Source organism: Kordiimonas aestuarii (assembly GCF_025574465.1).
Taxonomy (GTDB): Bacteria; Pseudomonadota; Alphaproteobacteria; order Sphingomonadales; family Kordiimonadaceae; genus Kordiimonas; species Kordiimonas aestuarii.
In genome coordinates this window covers 52516-73810 of sequence record NZ_JAOBPP010000012.1, presented here as the reverse complement: position 1 = coordinate 73810, position 21295 = coordinate 52516, and the positions used below count along the sequence as shown (strand labels likewise).

Annotated in this window: 19 protein-coding genes; 3 read left to right on the top strand and 16 right to left on the bottom strand. The window is 60.3% G+C overall.

The window, feature by feature from the left end; genetic code table 11:
- Positions 1 to 33: 33 nt before the first annotated feature.
- Complete coding sequence (locus OEU85_RS02695; RefSeq protein WP_262689896.1) at positions 34 to 387, bottom strand: hypothetical protein; 354 nt, start codon at positions 385 to 387, stop codon at positions 34 to 36.
- 169 nt (positions 388 to 556) lie between these two features.
- Between OEU85_RS02695 and OEU85_RS02690 the strand changes: the two genes are divergently transcribed.
- Genes OEU85_RS02690 through OEU85_RS02680 form a run of 3 tightly spaced genes read left to right on the top strand, consistent with a single transcriptional unit; the run spans position 557 to position 6146 of the window.
- Positions 557 to 1378 (top strand): ImuA family protein, encoded by an 822-nt coding sequence (locus OEU85_RS02690; RefSeq protein ID WP_262689895.1) that lies wholly within the window; start codon positions 557 to 559, stop codon positions 1376 to 1378.
- Positions 1296 to 2855, top strand: a complete 1560-nt coding sequence (locus tag OEU85_RS02685) for a Y-family DNA polymerase (protein ID WP_262689894.1) — start codon at positions 1296 to 1298, stop codon at positions 2853 to 2855. The genes OEU85_RS02690 and OEU85_RS02685 overlap by 83 nt, the downstream gene beginning before the upstream one ends.
- A gap of 9 nt (positions 2856 to 2864) precedes the next feature.
- Positions 2865 to 6146 (top strand): error-prone DNA polymerase, encoded by a 3282-nt coding sequence (locus OEU85_RS02680; protein ID WP_262689893.1) that lies wholly within the window; start codon positions 2865 to 2867, stop codon positions 6144 to 6146.
- A gap of 14 nt (positions 6147 to 6160) precedes the next feature.
- Here the strand turns inward: OEU85_RS02680 and proC are convergent, their stop codons facing one another.
- From proC to OEU85_RS02605, 15 genes are all read right to left on the bottom strand, one after another.
- The gene (gene proC, locus OEU85_RS02675) at positions 6161 to 7012 is read right to left on the bottom strand and encodes a pyrroline-5-carboxylate reductase (protein ID WP_262689892.1); all 852 of its coding nucleotides are present in this window, start codon (positions 7010 to 7012) and stop codon (positions 6161 to 6163) included.
- 99 nt (positions 7013 to 7111) lie between these two features.
- A complete protein-coding gene (locus OEU85_RS02670; protein WP_262689891.1) occupies positions 7112 to 7603 on the bottom strand; it encodes a hypothetical protein in 492 nt (163 codons plus the stop codon).
- 17 nt (positions 7604 to 7620) lie between these two features.
- A complete protein-coding gene (gene gspN / locus OEU85_RS02665) occupies positions 7621 to 8367 on the bottom strand; it encodes a type II secretion system protein N (protein ID WP_262689890.1) in 747 nt (248 codons plus the stop codon).
- Positions 8367 to 8849 (bottom strand): type II secretion system protein M, encoded by a 483-nt coding sequence (locus OEU85_RS02660; RefSeq protein WP_262689889.1) that lies wholly within the window; start codon positions 8847 to 8849, stop codon positions 8367 to 8369. Before OEU85_RS02660 ends, gspN begins: the two co-directional genes overlap by 1 nt.
- Positions 8846 to 9949, bottom strand: coding sequence for a type II secretion system protein GspL (gene gspL, locus OEU85_RS02655; protein WP_262689887.1), 1104 nt, complete (start codon positions 9947 to 9949; stop codon positions 8846 to 8848). The genes OEU85_RS02660 and gspL overlap by 4 nt, the downstream gene beginning before the upstream one ends.
- Complete coding sequence (gene gspK, locus OEU85_RS02650) at positions 9946 to 10953, bottom strand: type II secretion system minor pseudopilin GspK (RefSeq protein ID WP_262689886.1); 1008 nt, start codon at positions 10951 to 10953, stop codon at positions 9946 to 9948. Before gspK ends, gspL begins: the two co-directional genes overlap by 4 nt.
- Positions 10950 to 11585 (bottom strand): type II secretion system minor pseudopilin GspJ, encoded by a 636-nt coding sequence (gene gspJ, locus OEU85_RS02645; protein ID WP_262689885.1) that lies wholly within the window; start codon positions 11583 to 11585, stop codon positions 10950 to 10952. Before gspJ ends, gspK begins: the two co-directional genes overlap by 4 nt.
- On the bottom strand, positions 11582 to 11965 hold the full coding sequence (gene gspI, locus OEU85_RS02640) for a type II secretion system minor pseudopilin GspI (RefSeq protein ID WP_262689884.1): 384 nt from the start codon (positions 11963 to 11965) through the stop codon (positions 11582 to 11584). The genes gspJ and gspI overlap by 4 nt, the downstream gene beginning before the upstream one ends.
- Entirely contained in the window at positions 11955 to 12452 is a 498-nt protein-coding gene (locus OEU85_RS02635) for a prepilin-type N-terminal cleavage/methylation domain-containing protein (protein ID WP_262689883.1), read from the bottom strand. Before OEU85_RS02635 ends, gspI begins: the two co-directional genes overlap by 11 nt.
- A 17-nt stretch (positions 12453 to 12469) precedes the next feature.
- Complete coding sequence (gene gspG / locus OEU85_RS02630; RefSeq protein WP_262689882.1) at positions 12470 to 12925, bottom strand: type II secretion system major pseudopilin GspG; 456 nt, start codon at positions 12923 to 12925, stop codon at positions 12470 to 12472.
- Between the two features lie 12 nt (positions 12926 to 12937).
- Positions 12938 to 14158, bottom strand: a complete 1221-nt coding sequence (gene gspF / locus OEU85_RS02625; RefSeq protein WP_262689881.1) for a type II secretion system inner membrane protein GspF — start codon at positions 14156 to 14158, stop codon at positions 12938 to 12940.
- Positions 14145 to 15641, bottom strand: a complete 1497-nt coding sequence (gene gspE / locus OEU85_RS02620; RefSeq protein WP_262689880.1) for a type II secretion system ATPase GspE — start codon at positions 15639 to 15641, stop codon at positions 14145 to 14147. Before gspE ends, gspF begins: the two co-directional genes overlap by 14 nt.
- 36 nt (positions 15642 to 15677) lie before the next feature.
- Positions 15678 to 17660, bottom strand: a complete 1983-nt coding sequence (gene gspD, locus OEU85_RS02615) for a type II secretion system secretin GspD (protein WP_262689879.1) — start codon at positions 17658 to 17660, stop codon at positions 15678 to 15680.
- A 23-nt stretch (positions 17661 to 17683) separates the two neighbouring features.
- Complete coding sequence (locus tag OEU85_RS02610) at positions 17684 to 18562, bottom strand: type II secretion system protein N (RefSeq protein WP_262689878.1); 879 nt, start codon at positions 18560 to 18562, stop codon at positions 17684 to 17686.
- Between the two features lie 60 nt (positions 18563 to 18622).
- Complete coding sequence (locus OEU85_RS02605) at positions 18623 to 21205, bottom strand: TonB-dependent receptor domain-containing protein (RefSeq protein WP_262689877.1); 2583 nt, start codon at positions 21203 to 21205, stop codon at positions 18623 to 18625.
- Positions 21206 to 21295 lie beyond the last annotated feature (90 nt).

The following is a 21295-nucleotide window of genomic DNA, read 5'->3' as shown; positions in this document are numbered from 1 at the left end:
GCAGGCACATGTGTGACCTGCGCGAACAGAAGGTCAGGCGTTGGGTGGTGGGGGGATATAGTCCGGCGTGCGGCCTTCAGCGGTGACAGCCTCAAAGCTGCGCGGCTGGTTTTCCGTGAAAGTGGTGAGGGCTTCAATACTCCCAAGGTCGGCCATCACAGGGCCGCTTGCCATGTCCTTGCAGCAGTTGTCCGCCTTCACGTCGCTCGCGTCATCCATGATATCGCTGTGGCACGGCATGTCCATGCCCGCGATCATGGCTTCCTGCATGGCTGCGCGCATTTCAGGGGCGCAGCACCCGGCCTGATCGGCAGACGCGGCAATGCCTTGCCCAAGGAAGGCAACAACAATCAGCGCAAGGCCCAGCATATATTTCACGCGGTTCATGGCCGCCACTATAAGGTTTGACCATGGTCCGGGGTCAAGCAGATTATGATCAAGGCTTGGTGAAGTTGTCGTGCCTTCTGTTCCACTCGTCTTGACTCTTTGCTCCAATTGTGAGAACAAATAGAGAACAAAATACATCCCGAGTCACGACAGTATCTGAGGCAAAACCGTGCACAATCTGGCGCAAAACGATAATCTGCCAATCGCCCAAAAGGCGGCAAAAACGCACGGAAGCAACAATCCAAAAGCGGCACTGCTGCAAACGCTCCGCCAGACGGTGAGCAAACTCGAGGCCCGGCCAGACGCTTACGCCCTGCCTGAAGTAGATAAAAAAGAGAAACATCAGGAAGTTACGACCGAACGCCCCGATTTCCCCGCTGGCTGGGCGCATGAAGTATGGGCGGAAAAGCCCGATGATTTCACCCCCGCCATGGCCTTTGCGCTGGCGGGCCTCGGGGCCAGCGACGGCACCATATTGTGGGTCACCAGCCCGCGCATGGTGCAGGAACATGGCCTGCCCTATGGCCCCGGCCTCAAGCGTTTCGGCATTGACCCCGCCCGGCTTGTCATCGTGCGGGCCGGGAGCCGGCTCGATGCCCTTTGGGCGGTCGAGGAAGGGCTGAAGTCACAGAAGCTTGCCGCCGTGGTGGGGGAAGTGGAAGGCATTGACCTCACGGAAAGCCGCCGCCTGTCGCTCACCACGCGGGAGCGCATGACGCGCTGCATCCTCATTTTGCGTAATGAGAAGGCCCCCTCAAGCGCGTCCTACAGCCGGGTGGCGCTGCGGGCGCACACAAGCGAACCACCACCTTTTGCCGTCCATGCCCCGGGGGAAAGCCGCGCGCACGCAAATCTTGTCAAACACCGGGGCGGCCAGCGCCCCCATGATCATGTTCTGGAGTGGACCCATGCGCCGGATAGTTTCCCTGTGGCTGCCCCAATGGCCGATCGACCGCTACAGCCGCGCGAGCAACAACACGCTGCAGGCTGAGACTGTCTTCGCGCTCACGGAAACCGCACAGCAGACCCAGCGCCTCTATGCCGTGGGGCCAGCGGCCCGTGCGCTTGGCCTTACCGCAGGCATGACACTTGCCGAAGCCCGCGCCATCCATCCCGCAATCATCACCGACACCGCCAACCCGGCAGCGGATGCCAACGCACTTGAAGCGCTCGCGCGCTATCTGGTGCGTTATAGCCCCCTTGTGGCGCTTGATGGCCGCGACGGTATCCTGATGGATGTCACCGGCTGCCCGCATCTGTTCGGCGGCGAACAAGCCATGCTCGCGGATATCAAGAACCGCCTTGCCCGCGCGGGTATCACCGCCTGCGCCGCCATGGCTGAAACCGTGGGCGCTGCCTGGGCGCTGGCGCGCTACAAGGCGGGCAGCATTGTGAATAAGGGCACCAGCCTTGATGCCATCACCCCCCTACCCATGCGGGCGCTGAGGCTCGATGACGCCACCTCCCTCATGCTGAACCGCCTTGGCCTCAAGACCATCGGCAGCATCACCGAATTGCCCCGCGCTGCACTCGCCCGACGCTTTCGCGGCAATCCGGCAAAGGCAGTGACGGAACTGCTGGAGCGGCTGGACCAGACCCTCGGGCGGCGCGATGAACCCATCAGCCCGCTCACCCCACTGCCCGAATGGCAAGTCAAACAAGCCTTCATGGAACCCGCCCAGCACCTTGAGCAGGTAGATCATGCGCTCGCGTCCCTCGTGGATGACCTGTGCCTCGTGCTGGCGGAAGGCGAGCGCGGCGCACGGCGCCTGCGGCTGGATGCCTACCGGGTGGACGGCACGGTGCAAAGCCTGCTCGTCGGCCTCACCCGCCCGAGCCGGGACAAGGCACATATGCTGCGCCTGTTCAATGAGAAGCTCTCGGGCCTTGATGCCGGGTTCGGCTTCGACCTCCTCACCCTATCGGCGCTCGAGAGCGAACGCCTGATGCCCGCGCAGGTGGGCGACCTACGGCAGGAGGAAGCGCATTCCACCGCGCTTCTGATGGACCGGTTGGCGGCGCGGCTTGGCCCCGGCGCGGTGCTGCGCCTCAGGCATAACGCCAGCCACCTGCCGGAACGTGCGCAGACGGTCACCACCCAAGGCAGCCGGACTTTGGGCGCGAGGGGGCTTGGCTGGGACAACTGCCCCACCACCACCGCACCGCGCCCCTTGCGTCTGCTGCCGCGCCCGGAACCGGTGGATGTTCTGTCCGCCGTACCGGAAGGCGCACCGCGCAGTTTTCGCTGGCGCCGGGTTGAACACCGGGTGGTGCGCGCCGAAGGGCCGGAGCGTATCGCCAACGAATGGTGGACCAGCGCGGACGACCGCTCGCGCGACTATTACCGGGTGGAGGTGACAGGCGGCAGCCGCTTCTGGCTGTTCCGGCGCGGGCTTTATCCGGTGCCCGGCGTACGCCCGGGTGAAAGCGAACTGCCGGACTGGTTCCTGCACGGCTTTTTTGCCTGAGGGACAGCCATGTACGCGGAACTTCAGGTCAGCAGCAATTTCAGCTTCCTTCGCGGCGCTTCCCACGCCGATGAGCTGGTGATCTACGCTAAAATGCACGGCATCAAGGCCATGGCGATCACTGACCGCAACACGCTTGCAGGCATCGTGCGCGGCCATGCGGCGGCGAAGGAACACAGCCTCAAATTCATCCCCGCCGTGCGGCTGGACCTGATGGCAGGGGAGATGCGGGAGGTAGACGCCGACGCAAGGCCGGACGGCATTTCCCTGCTCGTCTACCCCACGGACCGCGCGGCCTATGCCCGGCTGACCACGCTTCTCACCACCGGCAACCGCCGCGCCGCCAAGGGCCACTGCCAGCTATGGCTTGAAGATGTAGCGGCCTTTACTGATGGCATACAGTTCGCGCTGCTGCCTGAGGCCGTCTCCGGTGATCTAACCACTTTCATCCCGCACCTGCAGGACACACTTGGCAAAACCATCTATCTCACGGCTACCCACCGCTATCAGGGGCAGGATCGGCAGCGCATCCACTGGCTCGACCATATCGCCCGGCACACGGGCGCGAAGCTCCTGGCCACCAATGATGTGCTTTATCATGCGCCCGCGCGCCGGGTGATGGCCGATGTGCTGGCCTGCGTGCGCGAACATACAAACATTGACCGCGCCGGGTATCTCGCGGCGCAGAATGCAGAACGTTTCCTCAAGCCGCCCACGGAGATACTGCGTCTGTTCGAAGGCTTTGAGCATGCGGCCGAGCATACGCTTGAACTCGCGGACAGCTGCACCTTCTCGCTCGATGAGCTGCGCTACAATTACCCGCGCGAACAAACGCCCGACGGCATAGACCCGCAGGCGCATCTCGCAAATCTTGCCCGCGCCGGGCTTGATAGCCGCTTCCCAGAGGGCGTGCCCGCACGCGAAGCCGCAACGCTTGAGCGCGAACTGGCCCTTGTGGGCGAGAAAAACTACGCGCCCTATTTCCTGACCGTGCATGATATTGTTCACTATGCCCGCGCAAACGACATCCTGTGCCAAGGCCGGGGCTCAGCCGCCAATTCGCTGATCTGTTATGCGCTTCACATCACCGATGTGGACCCTCTGGAAATCGATCTGCTGTTCGAGCGTTTTGTCTCCGACGCGCGGGAAGAGCCACCAGACATCGATGTGGACTTTGAGCATGAACGCCGCGAGGAAGTGATCCAGTATATCTACAAGCGTTACGGGCGCCACCGCGCCGGGCTCGCAGCCACCACCATCACCTACCGCATGCGCAGCGCCGTGCGTGACGTGGGCAAGGTGATGGGCCTGTCGGAAGACACCATCACCGCGCTTTCGGGTACCGTGTGGGGGTCCTATGGCCGCGAGATCAGCAATGAGCGCGTGGCAGAGGCAGGCTTCAACCCTGAAGATATCCGGCTCAGGCAAACGCTGGAGATCGCGCATGAGCTTGTCGGTTTCCCGCGCCACCTGTCGCAGCATGTGGGCGGCTTTGTGCTGACGGAAAGCCCCTTGCATGAAATTGTGCCGATCCAGAACGCGGCAATGGAAAACCGCACAGTGATTGAATGGAACAAGGACGACCTTGATGCGCTGAATATCCTCAAGGTGGATGTGCTGTCGCTTGGCATGCTGACGTGCCTGAAAAAGTCCTTTGAGCTTCTCCATACCCACCACGGTGTGGCGCTCACCCTGCATGACATCCCGAAGGATGACCGCGCGACCTATGAGATGACCCACAGAGCGGACACCATCGGTGTCTTCCAGATCGAAAGCCGCGCGCAGATGAGCATGCTACCGCGCCTCAAACCCAACGTGTTTTATGACCTTGTGGTGCAGGTTGCCATCGTGCGCCCCGGCCCCATTCAGGGCAATATGGTGCATCCTTATCTTAGGCGACGACAAAAACTCGAGCCTATTGACTACCCCCGCCCCGCCGCTGGCAAGGGCAAGCCGGATGAGCTTGAGGACATCCTCAAAAAAACATACGGCGTACCGCTCTTTCAGGAGCAGGCGATGAAGGTTGCCATCATTGCGGCGGGTTTTACGCCAGTAGAGGCTGACCAGTTCCGCCGCGCCATGGCGTCCTTCCGCAATCAGGGTACCATCACGCGCTTCACCGAGAAGTTCACAACCGGCATGCTGGCGAAAGGGTATGCGCCCGAATATGTGGAGCGCTGCTTCAACCAGATCAAAGGCTTCTCCGACTATGGTTTCCCCGAAAGCCACGCTGCCGCCTTTGCCATGCTGGCCTACGCGTCTTCATGGCTGAAGTGCCATTATCCCCATGTGTTTGCCTGTGCGCTGCTGAACTCCCAGCCCATGGGCTTTTATGCCCCGGCTCAGATTGTGCGCGATGCGCGCGAACACGGCGTTGAGATACGTGAGGTGGACATCAACAAAAGCGACTGGGACAGCACGCTTGAGCCCGCGCCGGATAACAAATGGGGTTACGCCATGCGCCTTGGCATTCGGCAGATAAAAGGGGTCCGCGAGGACTGCGCGAAAGCAATCGAGGCCGCCCGCCTGCGGCCCTATCTGGATGTGGAGGACCTGCATGCCCGCACGCGCCTGCCGGTAGCGCAACTTGAAAAGCTGGCGGAAGCTGACGCCTTCCGTTCCTGCGCACTGGACCGGCGCGCCGCCCTTTGGCAGATTCGCGCGCTTGGCAACACGCCAAACCTGCCGCTTTTCACCCACGCGGAAACAAATGAACGCGGTGCGGACCCGCGCGTGAGCCTGCCTGAAATGCCCCTCGCGGAGCATGTAGTGAACGACTATCAGACCCTGCGGCTGTCCCTCAAAGCCCACCCACTTTCTTTCCTGCGCCCGCTTTTTGAAAGTGAAGGTGCAGTGCGGGCCTTTGACCTCCATAATATGAAAGATGGGCAGAAGCTGGCCATCGCGGGCCTTGTGCTGGTGCGCCAGCGTCCGGGTAGCGCCAAGGGCGTGATATTCATGACGCTTGAGGATGAAACCGGCGTTGCCAACATCATCGTCTGGAAGAAGGTATTTGAGGGTGTGCGCGCCGCCGTCATGGGCAGCCGCCTGGCTTTTGTGCGCGGGCGATTGCAGCGGCAGGACGGCGTGACCCATATCGTGGCGGGCGATGTGGCTGACCGTTCGGTGGAACTATTGCGCCTGTCGGACGATAAACTCAAACTTCCCGTCACAGCGGCTGATGAAGCCCTGCGCCCCACCGCAGGGGATACCCGCCTGCCCACCTATAGGCCAGCCGGGCACCCACGCAACGTGAAGGGCCTTGTGCCCAAAAGCCGGGATTTCCACTAAAGACCAAGCGGGTATCAGGAGCCAGCAAGCTCCGCCGCGCGGCGTCTGGCCTTGCGGATCGCCTGCTCAATCAACGGGCCGAAGCCGCTTGATGTCAAGCTGCCAACCGCCTGTTCCGTCGTACCGCTTGGGGAGGTGACGCGCCCGCGCAGCGCGGCGGGGCTTTCATCCGACGACGCGGCAAGCTCTGCCGCGCCAAGCGCGGTCTGCAAGGTCAGCGCCCGCGCGGTATCGTGGTCTAGGCCCAGCAGCTTCCCGGCTTTGATCATTTCCTCCATCAGCAGGAAAAAATAAGCCGGGCCGGTGCCTGAAAGCGCGGTCACCGTATCAAGATGCGTTTCATCATCAAGCGGCACACAAATACCCACCGCCGACATCAGCGCGATCGCAGTATTAAGCTGGTCTTCGCTTACGTTCCTGTTGGCATAAATACCGGTCGCGCCGGCGCCCACAAGCACAGGCGTGTTCGGCATGGTGCGGATAATTGCGGCCTCCGCCCCCAACGCCTTTTCCATCACCTTCACCGGCTTGCCAGCAACGATGGAGATGAAAAGTCGCCCCTTGATGCGCCCGCCGGCCGCGATATCCGCCAGCACAGACCCCAGCACGTCAGGCTTCACTGCCAGCACCACAACGGGGGCGGACGCAACGGCCTCGGCGATGCTATCGGTCGTGCGTACACCAAATTTTTCAGCAAGATGCAGGCGCCGCCCAAGGCCCGGATTGGCAACGATGATATCACCGGCGGCAAAGTCCTGCGCCACAAGGCCCCCGATAATGGCAGACGCCATATTACCCCCGCCAATAAACGCAATGGTTGGCAGGTCGACCACATCGGTCACTGGATCAGGCACAAGCTCGTTCATGGCCGCGGGCTCCGCTCAAATGCTCAATGATCCCCTTTAGCCCCTCCCCCTCACGGGGGCAAGCAAAGTTGCATCCATCAAGAACATTTGGCAAAAGGCCTATTTACAGCCGATGGCACCTGCGACGGGGAGTGCCGCTGACCAACCTTCAGCAGTATCGATCGAGACCATGCCCGCTGGCACCTTCAGGCCTTTCTGCAGCGAGCGGTCTGCCTCCACCTGAATGCGCAGGTTCACCCGCAGGTCATCGTCAACAAAATTCTGCTTCTCAAAAAAGGACATGCCGATCGGGCGCTCCGCCCCGTCACGGGTGAGGGCGCGCAACGACCCGTCCACGATCATCTCTGCCGCAAGGCTGCCAGAGCGCTGGAAAAACACCAATGGCGCGTCATCGCGCTTGAGCCACAGGAAAAGGCCGCATTCCCCTTTAGCCAGCGTTTGTGCCGGCAACGCGCTAAAGCGCGATAACACTTCATCAGAACCAAGCCGCGGCATGCTTCCCGCTTGCCTGGCGCGTGCGTCAGGCCCCTGGTTGCTACCAGCACAGGCCACCAGCGCTAACATCGCCGCCATCAACAGAAAATTCTTCACCGCCCAAGTCCCTTATCTTACAGATCGACCGGCAGCGAAAGCTGCCCGTACCAAGCCTTACCCTCACGGCGTAGACCAGCAAAATCAAGCATCATTTGCACGGCTTCGCTTGGCGGCGCGGCGCCTTTGGGGGCCAGTGTAATATCCGCCACAAGGTTCTCGCCCTTGCGCCATGCCGTGTTCACCGTAACCGCGAGCCTCCTGTTTTCGCCGACGAGCGTGGCCTCAAGTTGCCCACCTTCGCAACGGCCATCCCCCGCGAGGATGATATCATCCCCCCCAAAAGCCTTAAGCGCGGGCGCGAACATATCTGTCCGCAAGGTGAAGCTGCCCTCGCTGCATCCGGCCCTGCTGTCAAGTGCGATGGACGAGCTGTTGAGAGACACAGCGCCAGACAGCGGCCAGCCTTTTGTGGTGAAATCCACCGGCACTGCAAGGTGTGCGTCCTTGATAATAATTTCGGTATCGGAATATTCAACAACCTCAAACTGTCCGCTGACATTGCCGCGCATGGTAACCTTGCCGTGGAAAGAGCCAAGGACAAACGCCGAAAGTGCGGGCTCGACCCCCACATCACCAATGGGCATCTTCCGGTAAGAAACACCCGACAGCCGTGGGTTGAACAAACTGCCTTCCACGCCGCTGTATGTCACAGCGGAGCCTAGCTCCATCCAGCGAACCGCAAGCCGGGCTGGCATCGTCGCAATGAAGATAACAAGAAAGGCCACAACGAACAGGCCAAGAAGATGAGCCCGAGAAAGCATCAGCGCGCCTCCTCAAACTGGACCTGTGCCCTCAGGCGAGGCCCATTCCCTGCCTTCTGCAGCGAGACTTTCACCGGTGTTATCTGCTGGTCTTCCGCCAGACTTGTCAGCCAACGATAAAATGGTGCGGAACCCACGTCATCCGCCCATAAGGTCAGGGTACCATCCTCGCCGGGCTGGATGCGGCTGATGGAAACGCCAGCACCACGTGCACTGACAGCTATAACAACGCGGAGCGGCTGATCGCTGGCTTTCGCCCTGGCGTCGCGACCTGCAGCATGGAGCGCGCGGGCTTCCGCAGCCGCTCCAGCCACTGTCTCGTACAGTTCTCGCGCCGCAACGTGCTCTCGCGCCGCACTGGCTCGTGCAGCCTCAAGCGGGCGCACAACTCCCAGCCACAACGTCACAATAAGGATCAGGCATCCAAGCGATATCAACAAGCCCCGCTCGCGCGCTGTCAGGCCATTCCAGTAATCCTTCATGATGGGCTCCTTAAGGTCAGGTCCGTCACCACGCGGGCGCCTTCCTGTCGGCTGCCGCCCTCAAGCACCATGACGCCATTTTGTGTCAGGCTTTTCTTGAACGCTTCACCGTCCGCGAAGGATGTGAAGGAGATGGTCGCGGCAAGCTCGCCGCGCGCATTGTCAAAACGTAGGCCCTCAAGCAAACTGCCCTCCTGCGCACTTGTTTGTTCAAACAGCAGATTCGACAGCTTCAGAAACTCGCCGCCGCTTTGCTGACGCAGTTTCATCACTTCCTGCCGCGCCTGCGCGCGCAGGTTGGCGATGCGCTTCACATCCGGGAAGCTTGCACGGAACAATGCCTCTGCTTCCGCATATGTAGCATCTGCCTCATCCTGAAGGCGGGAGGTCTCAAGGCTGACCATCGCCACCCACAACAGGAGGGCGGCGACTGCAAGCAGCCCCGCGCGGCGAAACCACAATAGCCATGCAGTGATATCCGTGCGGCCAGCATAGCGGCCTTGCTGCAGGTTAAAGGAGCTTTCAACCGCCGCGCCAAGCATATGATGCCAGCTTGTGCCAGATGGTTGCGCCGCGGCCTCCACCAGCATCGTCTCGGCGAGGCTTTCTTCCGCGGTAAAGCCTGTGCCGTCCGGTAGGCGAACCTGACAAAGACCTTCGGGCCCGGTTAACACCTGCGCACTCTCGCCTGTGGCCAGCAGCATAAAGTCCGGCACCACGCTGGTGGGTTCAACGCCCAGCCTGCGCATGGTGGCTAGCGCCCGGTCCATCACGTCTTGTGCCACGGCGGCAACCAACTGCTCATTCTTCTCGCCCAAGGGCCACACCGCAAAATGCATATTGCCCGACCCGTCGGCCAGACGGTCTTCCATCATGCCCGGTATAATTTTTTGCAGCTTGGCTTGCGGCAACTTGGGCAGGCTTTCCCGCCATACCGCCACCCCAGCCCCCGAAAGGACAGCAATAGCCTGCTCTACCCCCACAGAACTGATATCGCTGACCGGGACAGCCTTTTGCCACTGCCCGGCCTTGTTAATCAACCCGGCGCCGGTGGCAAATCCTCCGGTTTCATCAAGAATTATAACAAGATAGTCGTTCAATAGATTGCCCCAAACCTTCGCGCGATGACCTCGGCCCTGCCGTCATCGCCCAGCGCGAGTGTGGACACAAGCTCCACCGTCGCATCATGATATGTAACAGAAATTTTTGCATCAAACGCCTGCGGTTTGACCGTCACCCGCGACCGAACGGCCTGCTCAAGCGTCAGGCCGGCGAAAACCCTGTGACGCCAGAAAGCCGCGTTATCGGCATAACCTCCTGCCGGCCGCTCAGCGAGGGCACGCTGCGCCGCTTCAAGATCCAGCCCCTTGCCCACAAGCGCCACTAGTAGCGGCGCGTCAACAACCTTGAGCGTGTTGGCGTTCAGCTTCACTGGCTCCGCCTTATGGCGCACACAAAGTTGCGGCTCAAGAAGGCTCCGGATTTCAGGGGTGAAGCCGCGCACAAGGCGTAACTCGCTGATATCCACCATCAAGGTGTTGGCCGCGCGGTAGGGCGGCGAAAGCGCCGCATAATCATAATCTTCCGCGCCAGAAGGCAGGGACCTGCTGTCACTATCAAGCCAGTCGGCGAGGCCCGCGGCAAGCTTTTCACCTTCAAAATCAGACAGGCCAAGGGCGTGTGCAAGGTGGGCGAAGCGCTGCATGGCAGCCTGATCAGCGATATAGACGTTGTGTTGCGGCACCACCAGGCTATTGATATTGAAGCAGTTCGTAGCATCCGACAGCAAACCGTTGATTGCACCCCCGTCCAGCTGATAGGAAACGCGCTGCCCTTCCCCCGCGCCGGTAAGCGCCACGAGTTTTGCGTTGGCTTTATACAGTTCTTCCGCCGCGGCAAGCGCCATGGCCTCCCCGCCAAGGGCATAAAGCCTTGCCTGGTCATGGGTTTTTACCGCCGTGGCGCGCTTGACGGAAAAGCCGATCCGCTCAAAAGCAAGCGCTGCTCCCACGCTCATGATGGCCACCAGCAACAAGATGGTCACGAGCGCTGCGCCGCGGTCATCCGCAAACCTGTGCAAAAATCTGTGCGGGATGTGTGTCATATCTGTGCGCCCACAGGCAGTAGCATCCGAAGCGTGCCGCGCCCCGTGATGTCACACTCAAGCTCAACCAACTTTGGCATGCTGCCGCGCTCGCCAGCTTTGCCTTGCCAGTCCAGTACCCACACATCGCCCATGCGGAATCGTACCCGGATTTTATCGACATCCGAGAGCAAAACCTGGTGTGTCGCCGGTGTGTCCGGCGTTACGTCAGGCCGGGCAAAGCTGCGCCGGATGAGGCTGCCACCCTCAAAAATATATTCAACACGCTGCACCGCAGGCGCGTTTTCACTAACCAGTGCAGCCAGATGGCCGCCCCGCACAAAGCGGAGAAACGGTTCGCTGATATCACCCGCGCCAGCCACAAGCCGCGCTGCCGGCATACCACCGGTGAAAACCGGCAGCACACCACCCGCTGCATCCCGCGTGGTGCGCGGCAAGGCGTGCGCCAGATCGCTGCGCATCAGGCTTTTGGTGGTCTGGATATCCGCCATGAAATCATCTGCGACCGCCATCGCACGCTCGCCCGCATTGAAGCTGACCAGAAGCGCCACACCGGAGGCGGACACAAAGGCGAAAATCAGCATCGCCACCATGGTCTCAACAAGGGAAAAACCTGCATCACCGCGCGTCATGGCGCCGCCCTCCGGAACCCGGTCAGGCGCGCGAGTTGCTGGTCACCGCCCTCAGCCGTCACCGTCACCTCCAGCGACATCAGTTCGCTGCCCGGTATGGCACGCACGTGCTCAAGCCAGTGGTAGGTCACGCCCAGTTGTTCCTCAACCCCGCTGCGGCTGCCCACACGGGGAGCATCTTCCTGTGTGGACAGGAGCGCAAACCGGTTTTCCGCCACGGTGGCCGCGAGTGCCTGTTCCTGAACCATGGCGGTCAAGCGCGCACCCTGGCCCTGATGTTCCAGCAGGGTCACCGCCGCAAGCGACAGCACCGCCACCGCGACCAGCAGTTCCAGCAGTGAAAAGCCGTCCTCGACCATAAGGGGGCTGCTAGCTCTCATCGGCCACCACCTTGAAATCATGCCCGCCCACGCTGACCACTGTCCCCAGCCGGTCGTCCACCATCAGCGAGAGCTTGAATGCCGCCACTTCACCCGTGGGCAGGAACCATATATGGGGCCTGAGCGCCTCACCTTTTTTCTGCGCCGTGTCAATACGGGCGCCGTCAAGCTCCACGCTGACAAGTGTTGTATCGGCCCAGGCCTTGCCACGCCCCACAAGCGCGCCGTCGGGCTTCCATGTGCCCGCCTCAAGCACAAGCGGTGTATACCCATGCTCATCGAACCTGAGGCCCAGCACCCGCCCGGTACTGACGGACGTACGCGACAGCGCCGACATATAGGTCCGCGTGCCATCCAGCGCGCGCTCAAGCCGGTCATCGCCTGACGGCATGGAAAGCACAACAGCACTTGCCATGAGCCCCATGATGGCCATCACCACCATGATCTCCACCAGCGAAAAACCGTCATCTTTCCTCAGCGCGCGCATGGGTCCTTACTGCCCTCTTATTCGCTTTTCCAGTTGCCGATATCGGCGTTCATGTCTTCCCCGCCCAGGCGGCCATCGGCCCCGAAGGAATAGACATCGAAGGCCCCGTGCTCACCGGGATAGAGATACTGGTAAGGGTTGCCCCAGGGGTCCATGGGCAGGCTTTTGATGTAGCCTTCCTTGCGGAACCTCGCGCCCTTGGGCGGGTTGGCCAGCACCTCGATGCCCTCCTCCAGGCTTGGGTACTTCAAGGTATCCATACGGTACATCTCAACCGCCTGTTCCAGAAGCTTGACGTCGGCACGGGCTTTTTCCAGCATGGCGCGATCCTGGCTTGGCAGCACGTTGATCACCACAACAGTGGTCAGAAGACCGATGATCACAATCACAACCATCAGCTCAATGAGCGAGAAGCCTTCATCGCGGCGGCTTTCCTGCGCGAGCGTTTTCAGAAGCTTTTTCAAACGTATCATGGTCATTCTCCATTACCCGAGTACAAGGCTGTTGAGCTTGAGGATCGGCAGCATGATCGACAACACGATCGCCCCCACAATCCCGCCCATCAAAATCACGATCATCGGCTCCAGAAGGCTGAGCGCCGTTTTGGTGAAGCCGTCAAATTCACTGTCCAGATAGTCCGCCACGCGGTGCAGCATGGCGGCAAGCTGGCCGCTTTTCTCCCCCGCCGCAGCCATATAGCCCAGCATGGGGGGAAATTCGCTTGCCTGCCTCAGCGCCGCGCTGGTGCCCTTGCCTTCGCGGATCTGACCGATAGCGGTATCAAGTGCCTGCCGCATGCGATCATTCCTGACCGTCTCCCGCGCCGCCATCAGGCCCTCAAGCACCGGGCTGCCGCCTTCCACAAGCGTGCCCAGCGCGCGGGCAAACCGTGCTGCATTCACTGCGCGGATCAGCTTGCCAATGACCGGCAGGCGCAACAGGCCAGAATGCACCCTGAAGCGAAAGGCGGGCGCGCGCATGGCGGTAATAAAGCCGAAGGCCGCAAGTCCCATCGCCAGAAAAAGCCACACACCATATGCCACCAGAAAGTCAGACACGCCCACCACAATCCGGGTCAGGACCGGCAGTTCAGAGCCGAAGTTTTCGAATTGCCCCACCACCTTGGGGACTACAAAAATCATCAGCGCTGTCACCACCGCGACCGCCACAACAGCAAGCACGATGGGGTAAATGAGCGCCGACTGGACCTTATTTTTGGTGTCCTGCGATTTCTCGCGGTGTTCCGCCACGCTGCCAAGTACACGGGCAAGGTCGCCCGAGGCTTCCCCCGCCGCCACCATGGACCGGTAAAGCGGATCAAAACTTTTTGGCTCCTCCGCCATCGCCTGACTGAGGCGCAAGCCTTCCATCACGCTGGTGCGCACACGGGTCAGCACCCTGCGCGGGCCGGGTTTTTCCGCCTGTGCTGCGATGGCACCCAAGGCTTCCTCGACCGTAGCTGCCGCCCCCAGCATGGTGGCAAGCTGGCGGGTGACAAGTGCCAATTCTTTTGGCGCAATCACATCGTCGCGCTTGAAAAAGCTGGTTTTTCTGCGTGCCTTTTTCTGTGACGCGGGCGACAGCGCCGTTGCAAACAGCGCATTGGCTTTCAAGCGTTCGCGCGCGTCGCGTTCGCTCTCAGCCGAAATGATGCCACTTTTTGTACGGCCGCGACCATCCAGCGCTTCGTATTCAAACGCCAGCATCAGCCGCTCCCTGCACCTTGGAGACCCGCAGCACTTCTTCCGCTGTGGTCAGGCCACGCAGCACAAGATCCGTGCCACTTTGCGCCAGTGTTTTGGCTGCCTTGAAGGCATAGACCTCCATGTCCTGCTCCGGCGCGCCTTCCTGCACCATGCGGCGCAGCTTGTCATCAATCTTCACCAGCTCATAGATGCCAATTCGACCCTTGTAGCCCTTGCCAGCACAGTCCGGACAGCCGACGGGCTCGTAGAAGGTGGCGCCCTCATCCTTCCTTACATCCAGTTGTTTGCGGATGCGCTTTTCGTCTTCCGCCGGTTTCTTGCAGGATGGACACAAGCGGCGCACAAGACGCTGAGCAAGGATCGCCTTGACCGTGGACGACAGCAGGAAGGGCTCAACTCCCATGTCGCGCAGGCGGGTGACCGCTGCCACCGCACTGTTGGTGTGCACGGTTGAAAGCACAAGGTGCCCTGTCAGCGATGCCTGGATGGCCATCTCCGCCGTTTCCATATCGCGGATTTCGCCCACCATCACCACGTCCGGGTCCTGACGCAAGATGGCACGCAGGCCGTTTGCAAACGTCATTCCCACCTTGGCATTGACCTGTGTCTGGCTGACGCCCTCAAGCGCATATTCCACCGGGTCCTCGACCGTCATGATATTGCGCGACTGGTCATTAAGGAGCGAAAGCCCCGCGTAAAGCGTGGTGGTCTTGCCCGAGCCCGTGGGGCCGGTCACAAGGATAATCCCGTTGGGTTCAGCAAGGGCATCAAGAATACCGTTATGCACCCGTTTCTGCATACCCAGGTCTTCGAGGCTGAGGTGCGCCTGTGAGGTATCGAGAAGTCTGAGCACCACCCGTTCGCCATGCCGGGACGGCAGCGTGGAGACCCGCACATCAAAGGTGCGGTCCCCCAGGGTCAGTGACAGGCGGCCATCCTGCGGGATACGTTTTTCGGCAATATCCAGCCGCGCCATGACCTTGATACGCGACACAATATAGGGCGCCAACCGAGCGGACAGGCTGGCTACCTCAGCCAGCACGCCGTCCGTGCGCAGGCGCACCGACAGCTTGTTCTCGAACGGTTCAAGGTGCACGTCCGACGCCTTGGTTTTCACCGCCTCTGCCATCATGCCATTGATCAGCCTGATGACCGGTGCGTCGTCATCGTTGGCGAGAAGGTCGGCCGCCTTGGGCATGCCCTCAAGCGCGCTGTCGAGGCTTTCAACCGGCACGTCCGTGTCCACATGTGCGCCAATGCCATCCGCGGCATAGAGGTTGGAGAGATGCGCATCAAAATCCCGGGCGTTTTCGCGCTGCACCACAAGCGGCAGGCCAATAGCACGGCGCACTTCCCGAAGCACGAGGGCATTCGCGCCATCGCGCATCATAACCGTGGCATCATCCGCGCGCGCTTCCACCAGGGCAAACCCATGTTCGCGCGCGAAGCTGTATTTCAAAATGGGGTCTGCCCGTTCGCTCATGTTTGTGCGCTCATGTTTGTGTCAGCCGCCATGGTCTTAATCCGGGCTTCCGTCCGTTGCTGCTTCAACCGGCAGGGCGCCACGCCCCATCACGTCGCGGACCAGTTCGTCAATCGGCATCTGCGATTTCACCCCCGCCTGTTTGGCGCGGATATAGTCATATTTACGGGCGGTTACCGCGCTCATGTCCTCACTGCCGCGCAGGATGGTGGGGCGCAGGAAGATCATCAGGTTGGTCTTTTGCGTGCTTTTGCTGTCTGAGCGGAAGGCACGCCCAAGAAGCGGGATATCGCCAAGGAACGGTACTTTGTCGACCGACGTGGTTTCATTCTGCTGGATAAGGCCACCCAACACGACAATTTCACCATCTTTCACCCGAACGGTTGTTTGTATCTCGCGCTTGTTGGTAATGAGGTCGGTCGATTGACTGTTGATCGGCCCCGCGATGGAGGAGATTTCCTGCCGGATGGCAAGGCGGATCTCATCACCCTCATTCACCTGTGGGGTGACCTCAAGCTGTATGCCGACGTTTTTGCGGTCCACGGTCCGGAACGGGTTTGAATTGGCACTGCCCAGCGCCTCACCCGTCGTGAAGGGGATTTCCTGACCCGACAGGAAGCTTGCGGGCTCGTTATCCATCGTCACAATCGACGGGGTAGACAGGATATTGCTGCCGGTGTCGCTGGCGAGTGCATTGAGAATGACGCCAAACACGCCACCACCCTTGGTGCGGCCTCCCACACCAAGGCCAAAGCCATTGAAGCCGAGAAGGCTGTCCACGGCCGCGGCTTTCAGAAGGTCGGACGTGGAAGACGAGCCGCTGTCATTGCCGCTGCCCGAACCACTGTCATCATCGATGACAAGCGCACCGGTGGCTGCCAGAACGTTAGGCGCGGTGTTGGAATAGTTGGCGACGGTGAAGGGGATACCGTCGCGGTCGCCGCCCGCCAGCACATATTGCACGCCAAGCTCCTTGGCTGCGCCTTCAGACACTTCAACCACGATGGCCTCAACAAGCACCTGCGCACGCGGCACATCCAGCATGCGCACGATAGAGCTGATTTTCTGCTGCATCTCGGGTGCCGCGTTCACGATTATAGCGTTGGCACCCGAATAGGTGGACACCGTCACTTCGTTCGACGCGGTTGGCTGGGTTTTGCCATCTGTTTTCCTGATCGACTGGGTGATGGTTTCGAGCATCGGCAACAGCTTTTCCGCGCTTGCGTGCTTGAGGTAAATCACCCGCAGGTCACCGCGCGAGGCATTGTTTTTATCAAGGTCCATGATAACAGGCAGGAAGGCATCGATCACTTCCGCCTGCCCCTTCAGGATAAGTGTGTTGCTGCTTTCAAGCGGGATCACCGACAACGTTTGGTAGCTGTTGTCTTCAAACCCCGGCTGGGCGGAAAGCGATAGCGCGATATCCGCCATTTCGCCCGCCGACGTGTTTTCCAGCATCACTGTGCGGATGACCGACTGGTCCACATCCATGCTGGCGACCAGCTTTCCGATCCGGGCGAGGTTATCGGCATAGTCGGTGACGATCAGGTGAGGCATGCCCCGGCGCGCGAAGGTGCGGCCGTTTTTGAACACAAAAGGCTTGGCTGCCGCCTGCACCGCCAGCGGGTCGGCAAACTTAAGCGTGAATACGCGGGTGATAAGCTGATCCCCCCGGCGCGCCTCGTCCACCGGGCCAGCGTCCTGCGCGGCCTCATCATCCGGTACGATCTTGAGCGCGCCTGATGCTGTCTGTACGACCGTAAAACCGTTCACACGCAGGGCGGACAGGAAGGTCTGGAATACGCCGTCGCTGGTGACCTCGGCGGAGGAAACCACATTCACCTTGCCGCGCACGCGCGGGTCGATAATGAAGGTTTTGCCGGTCAGTGCCGCGATATCGTCAATAAAGACGCGGATATCGGCGTCACGATAATTGAGCACATGCTCCTGCGCGTAGGTCACGCCAGAGAAGGCGATTGCTGCGGTCAGGAAGATTATTTTCAGGATATTTTTCAGCATGGCATTTTCAATCATTAAAGGCACTATTGGATGTCTATGGTCCGGGTTACGCTTGCGCCGTTACGCTCGATCTCAAGGGTCAGGCTTGTCGCACGGGCAAATTCATCCGGCAGTTCCCCAAGACGCTCGAAAGATGTCAGCGGGCTACCGTTTACCGCCATCAGGATGTCCCCCTCTTCAAAGCTGAACCGCCCGGGAAGAGCACCGATCGCGCCGTCGCCAATGCGAAAACCAACAAGACGGCCTTCCCGTATCACGGGCGCGAGGTCCAGCGTTACAAGTGCCGCCAGGAAACCTTCACCGCCTTCCGTTGCAGCAGTCTGGGCTGTGGCGGGTCGCGGGGCAATCGTGCTCCCTCGTTCCCCTTTGGGTTTGAGGTAGACCGCCTCGCGGATGCCGCGGCGGCTTACCTCGATACGGTCGGCGTACACGGCACTCAGGCTTACCCCCGAGGTAAGTTCATCACCGATACGGACCAGTTTCTGCGCGTCTCCCGATGCGGTGATGATCGCCGTGCCCTTGCCGTCACCGTCCGCGCGCACGCCGTATAGCGCAAGTTTGAGCGAGCTTTCGGGCGCTGCCTCGCTTGATGCTGGCGCACCGTCAGCGAGAGTGCGGAAAAAGGGATCAAAGCTCAGGAGGGCGGAATAATCTTTGTCTTGTGTTGAAACTGCTTTGGCGGCGAATGTCCCCGTGGGCACAACGCCGCGCGCGGGCATCATCAGCCCATGGGAGAATTGGACCGCGATATAAGCCAGCGCAATCGTGGCCGCGACTTCGCACAATAATACACCAATGCGGACCGACTTGGGGCCCGCAGTTTGACCGGCATGCTGCCTGGCCCGGTGTTGTGTGCCGTCTCCCTGAGATACGGCGAAGAAAGAGCGAAGTCTGTTTTTCATATGCATCTATACTCAAGGGCCCAATGCCGTAGCATTGGGCCGTAGCCTAAAGGCTTTGTCCTAGAATTTATATTTAAATCCGAGAGTGACAGTCCGACCAAGGTCATACTGCTCTGTCGCGACACCGAACTGGGTGTAGAGGATCTCGTCACCCAGGAGGTTTTCGGCCTCGAGCTTCATCTCAAGGATATTGTCGCCCACCTGGAATTCCTTGCTGTAGGCGAAGTTCAGCATAAGCGGCGGGTTTTCATACTCGTCCGGGGTCTCGAACACACCGAGAAGCGACAGGCGCTTGCCGGTATAGTTCAGGACGAGGGCGAGGTTTTCACCGCGGTCATAATCACGCCAGCCAAACTGCAGGTTGCCAAGCCAATTCGACTGCCCCTGGAACGGACGGATCGCGTTTGTCACCGCACCGAGATCCGCTTCCGCGGTGGTGGTTTCACCGTCGATATAGGAGCCGTTGGCCTTGATGAACACCTCGCGGCCACCGAGCCAATCCCAGCCGAACCAGTCCTGCAGGAAGAGGATCTTCTCGACCTCGATCTCGACACCCTTGAGGTCGGCCTTCTCGCCGTTCACATAGGTGATCAGGCGGTCATCGCCGAGGGCGTTCACGCTCTGCTCGATCGGGTTGTCGAACTTCTTGTAGAAGGCGCCAACCGTCAGGCTTTCACCGGCGGCGAAATACCATTCGAAGCGGGCGTCATAGCTTTCGATCTCGGTGATCCGGAGTTCCGGGTTACCGCGAACCGTCAGACCACGCTCATCGTCAACAAAGGGGGCGGTAGACAGCTCGCGCATGTCGGGCCGGGCGATCGTCTGGCTGTAGGCCAGGCGAACCTGCATATTGTCGATGATCTCATAGGTGAAGGTCGCAGCCGGAAGCCAGTATTCACCCTTCTGCGTTACCCGGATCGGGTCATCCGTCGTCCGGTCAACCGTATCGACAACCTGGGTGCTGTCCTCATAGCGAACGCCAAAGGCGATCCGCATCTTGGGCGACAGCTCCACATCCGCGCCGAGGTAACCCTGAATGTTTTCAAAGTCGGCGGTGTAGAAGTCCGAGGGATCGAAGGTTTCCGTCAGACGGATACCGTCAGGGTCGATATTGACCGCGCCAAAGATGATTTCGGGCGCGAGCCGACGCAGGTCGGTTGTGGTACCGGACGGGAAGGCGAAGTTATAGCGCACGAGGCCGAAGCTCCGCTCCTTCTCCGCATAGGTAAACCCGCCAAGAATATCAACCGGCGTGTCCGCGATATACATCGCCTGCTCAAGGTCGAAGCCGAATTCCTTCGTTTCCTCGTCGAGAGCGTTATAGATCGTGGTGTTGCCGTCGGTCCGGGCGAGGATCAGGTCCGCGTCCAGGTTGCTGTTGTACTCATACACCGTGTTCCGGCGCAGCGGCACGTCACGGTCGGAGCGGGAGAGGTTCGCGCGCCAGTTAAAGACCGTGTCCTGGAACACATCGCTGTCACCGAACAGCATGAAGTTATGCTGGCCGCTCAGCTGGTTCGCCCATACCTGGCTTTCGATCCAGTCGATCGTCGAACGGGTCCGGAGTGAGTCTTCCTGTGCGAACACACCTTTTTCAATCAGCGACCGCTTCGTGCTCTGACGCAGCACCGTGGAGGTGACGTTCAGCGAGTGGTCGTTGTTGATCTCGTAGCCGAGGGAAAGGATCCCGTTCAGTGACACGTCCATGTTGGACTGGCGCACGCCGCAGTCGTCCCCGCCTTCGCCCTTGAAGTCGTCATTGAAGCAGACTTCCGGCGCGAAGTTGGAACGGATAACCGGCCCGCTGTCGGACGCGGTCACCGTGCGGCGAATGCCGTTCCGGTAGCGCGTATTCACATCATAGGTAACGGCGGTAAAGAAACCGAAGGCGCTTTCGCTGCCCACGTCATAGCGGTTACCCCAGACGAAGTCCACGCCACCACCCGGCAGGTTGGTCTCATGGTCGATCGACCAGATGTTCGGCAGCGCTTCACCGGCTGCCTCGCGCTCTTCTTCCGTCAGACTTTCGAGCGTGACATCCTTCAAGATTTCATCCGGGATGTTGCGGCGCGACCCGCCGAAACCGAAAATCTCGGAATTCGTGCCGTCATAGCTCAGACCGTCCTTGAAGGTGGCTTCGGAGTTGTATTTTCCCTTGATGCCGACTTCGAGAACGAAATCGTCCGGTACGGCCTTGGTGCGAAGGTCGATCACACCACCACCGAATTCACCCGGATATTGCGGCGAATAGGTTTTCTGTACGAGGACGCTTTCAATCAGCGACGTCGGGAAGATATCGAGCGGCACCACCTTGCGAAGTGGTTCCGGGCTCGGGATGCCCGAGTTATTGAGAAGCGTGGAGGAGTAACGTTCACCAAGGCCGCGTACATAAACGTATTTGCCGCCTACAAGCGACAGGCCCGGCACACGTTGCAGCGCAACCGCGACATCGCTATCGCCAGCCAATGAGAAAGCATCCGCGTCGATGACATTTGCAATCTCGGAAGTAGCCCGCTTTTCGTCCGGGATATAACGACCCTGAACGGTGATTTCCTCTACGCCACTGTCTTGATCATCACTCTCCTGTGCGATCGCACCAGACGCCAGAAGCGCAGGTGCTGCCACTAGGAAAGTCGAGGCCATGAGAGAGCCTTTAAGACTATTGTGGAACAATTTCATTTTTCACATCCAGCTTATGGGATTTGCATAAACGGGAGCCGCAGCGAGAGAGTT

Bases quoted from the DNA above. Each gene is read 5' to 3' on its own strand.
- OEU85_RS02695 (WP_262689896.1), bottom strand. From the start codon at position 387: ATGAACCGCGTGAAATATATGCTGGGCCTTGCGCTGATTGTTGTTGCC.
- OEU85_RS02685 (WP_262689894.1), top strand. From the start codon at position 1,296: ATGCGCCGGATAGTTTCCCTGTGGCTGCCCCAATGGCCGATCGACCGC.
- OEU85_RS02680 (WP_262689893.1), top strand. From the start codon at position 2,865: ATGTACGCGGAACTTCAGGTCAGCAGCAATTTCAGCTTCCTTCGCGGC.
- proC (WP_262689892.1), bottom strand. From the start codon at position 7,012: ATGAACGAGCTTGTGCCTGATCCAGTGACCGATGTGGTCGACCTGCCA.
- gspN (WP_262689890.1), bottom strand. From the start codon at position 8,367: ATGCTTTCTCGGGCTCATCTTCTTGGCCTGTTCGTTGTGGCCTTTCTT.
- OEU85_RS02660 (WP_262689889.1), bottom strand. From the start codon at position 8,849: ATGAAGGATTACTGGAATGGCCTGACAGCGCGCGAGCGGGGCTTGTTG.
- gspK (WP_262689886.1), bottom strand. From the start codon at position 10,953: ATGACACACATCCCGCACAGATTTTTGCACAGGTTTGCGGATGACCGC.
- gspJ (WP_262689885.1), bottom strand. From the start codon at position 11,585: ATGACGCGCGGTGATGCAGGTTTTTCCCTTGTTGAGACCATGGTGGCG.
- gspI (WP_262689884.1), bottom strand. From the start codon at position 11,965: ATGAGAGCTAGCAGCCCCCTTATGGTCGAGGACGGCTTTTCACTGCTG.
- OEU85_RS02635 (WP_262689883.1), bottom strand. From the start codon at position 12,452: ATGCGCGCGCTGAGGAAAGATGACGGTTTTTCGCTGGTGGAGATCATG.
- gspG (WP_262689882.1), bottom strand. From the start codon at position 12,925: ATGATACGTTTGAAAAAGCTTCTGAAAACGCTCGCGCAGGAAAGCCGC.
- gspF (WP_262689881.1), bottom strand. From the start codon at position 14,158: ATGCTGGCGTTTGAATACGAAGCGCTGGATGGTCGCGGCCGTACAAAA.
- gspE (WP_262689880.1), bottom strand. From the start codon at position 15,641: ATGAGCGAACGGGCAGACCCCATTTTGAAATACAGCTTCGCGCGCGAA.
- gspD (WP_262689879.1), bottom strand. From the start codon at position 17,660: ATGCTGAAAAATATCCTGAAAATAATCTTCCTGACCGCAGCAATCGCC.
- OEU85_RS02610 (WP_262689878.1), bottom strand. From the start codon at position 18,562: ATGAAAAACAGACTTCGCTCTTTCTTCGCCGTATCTCAGGGAGACGGC.
- OEU85_RS02605 (WP_262689877.1), bottom strand. From the start codon at position 21,205: ATGGCCTCGACTTTCCTAGTGGCAGCACCTGCGCTTCTGGCGTCTGGT.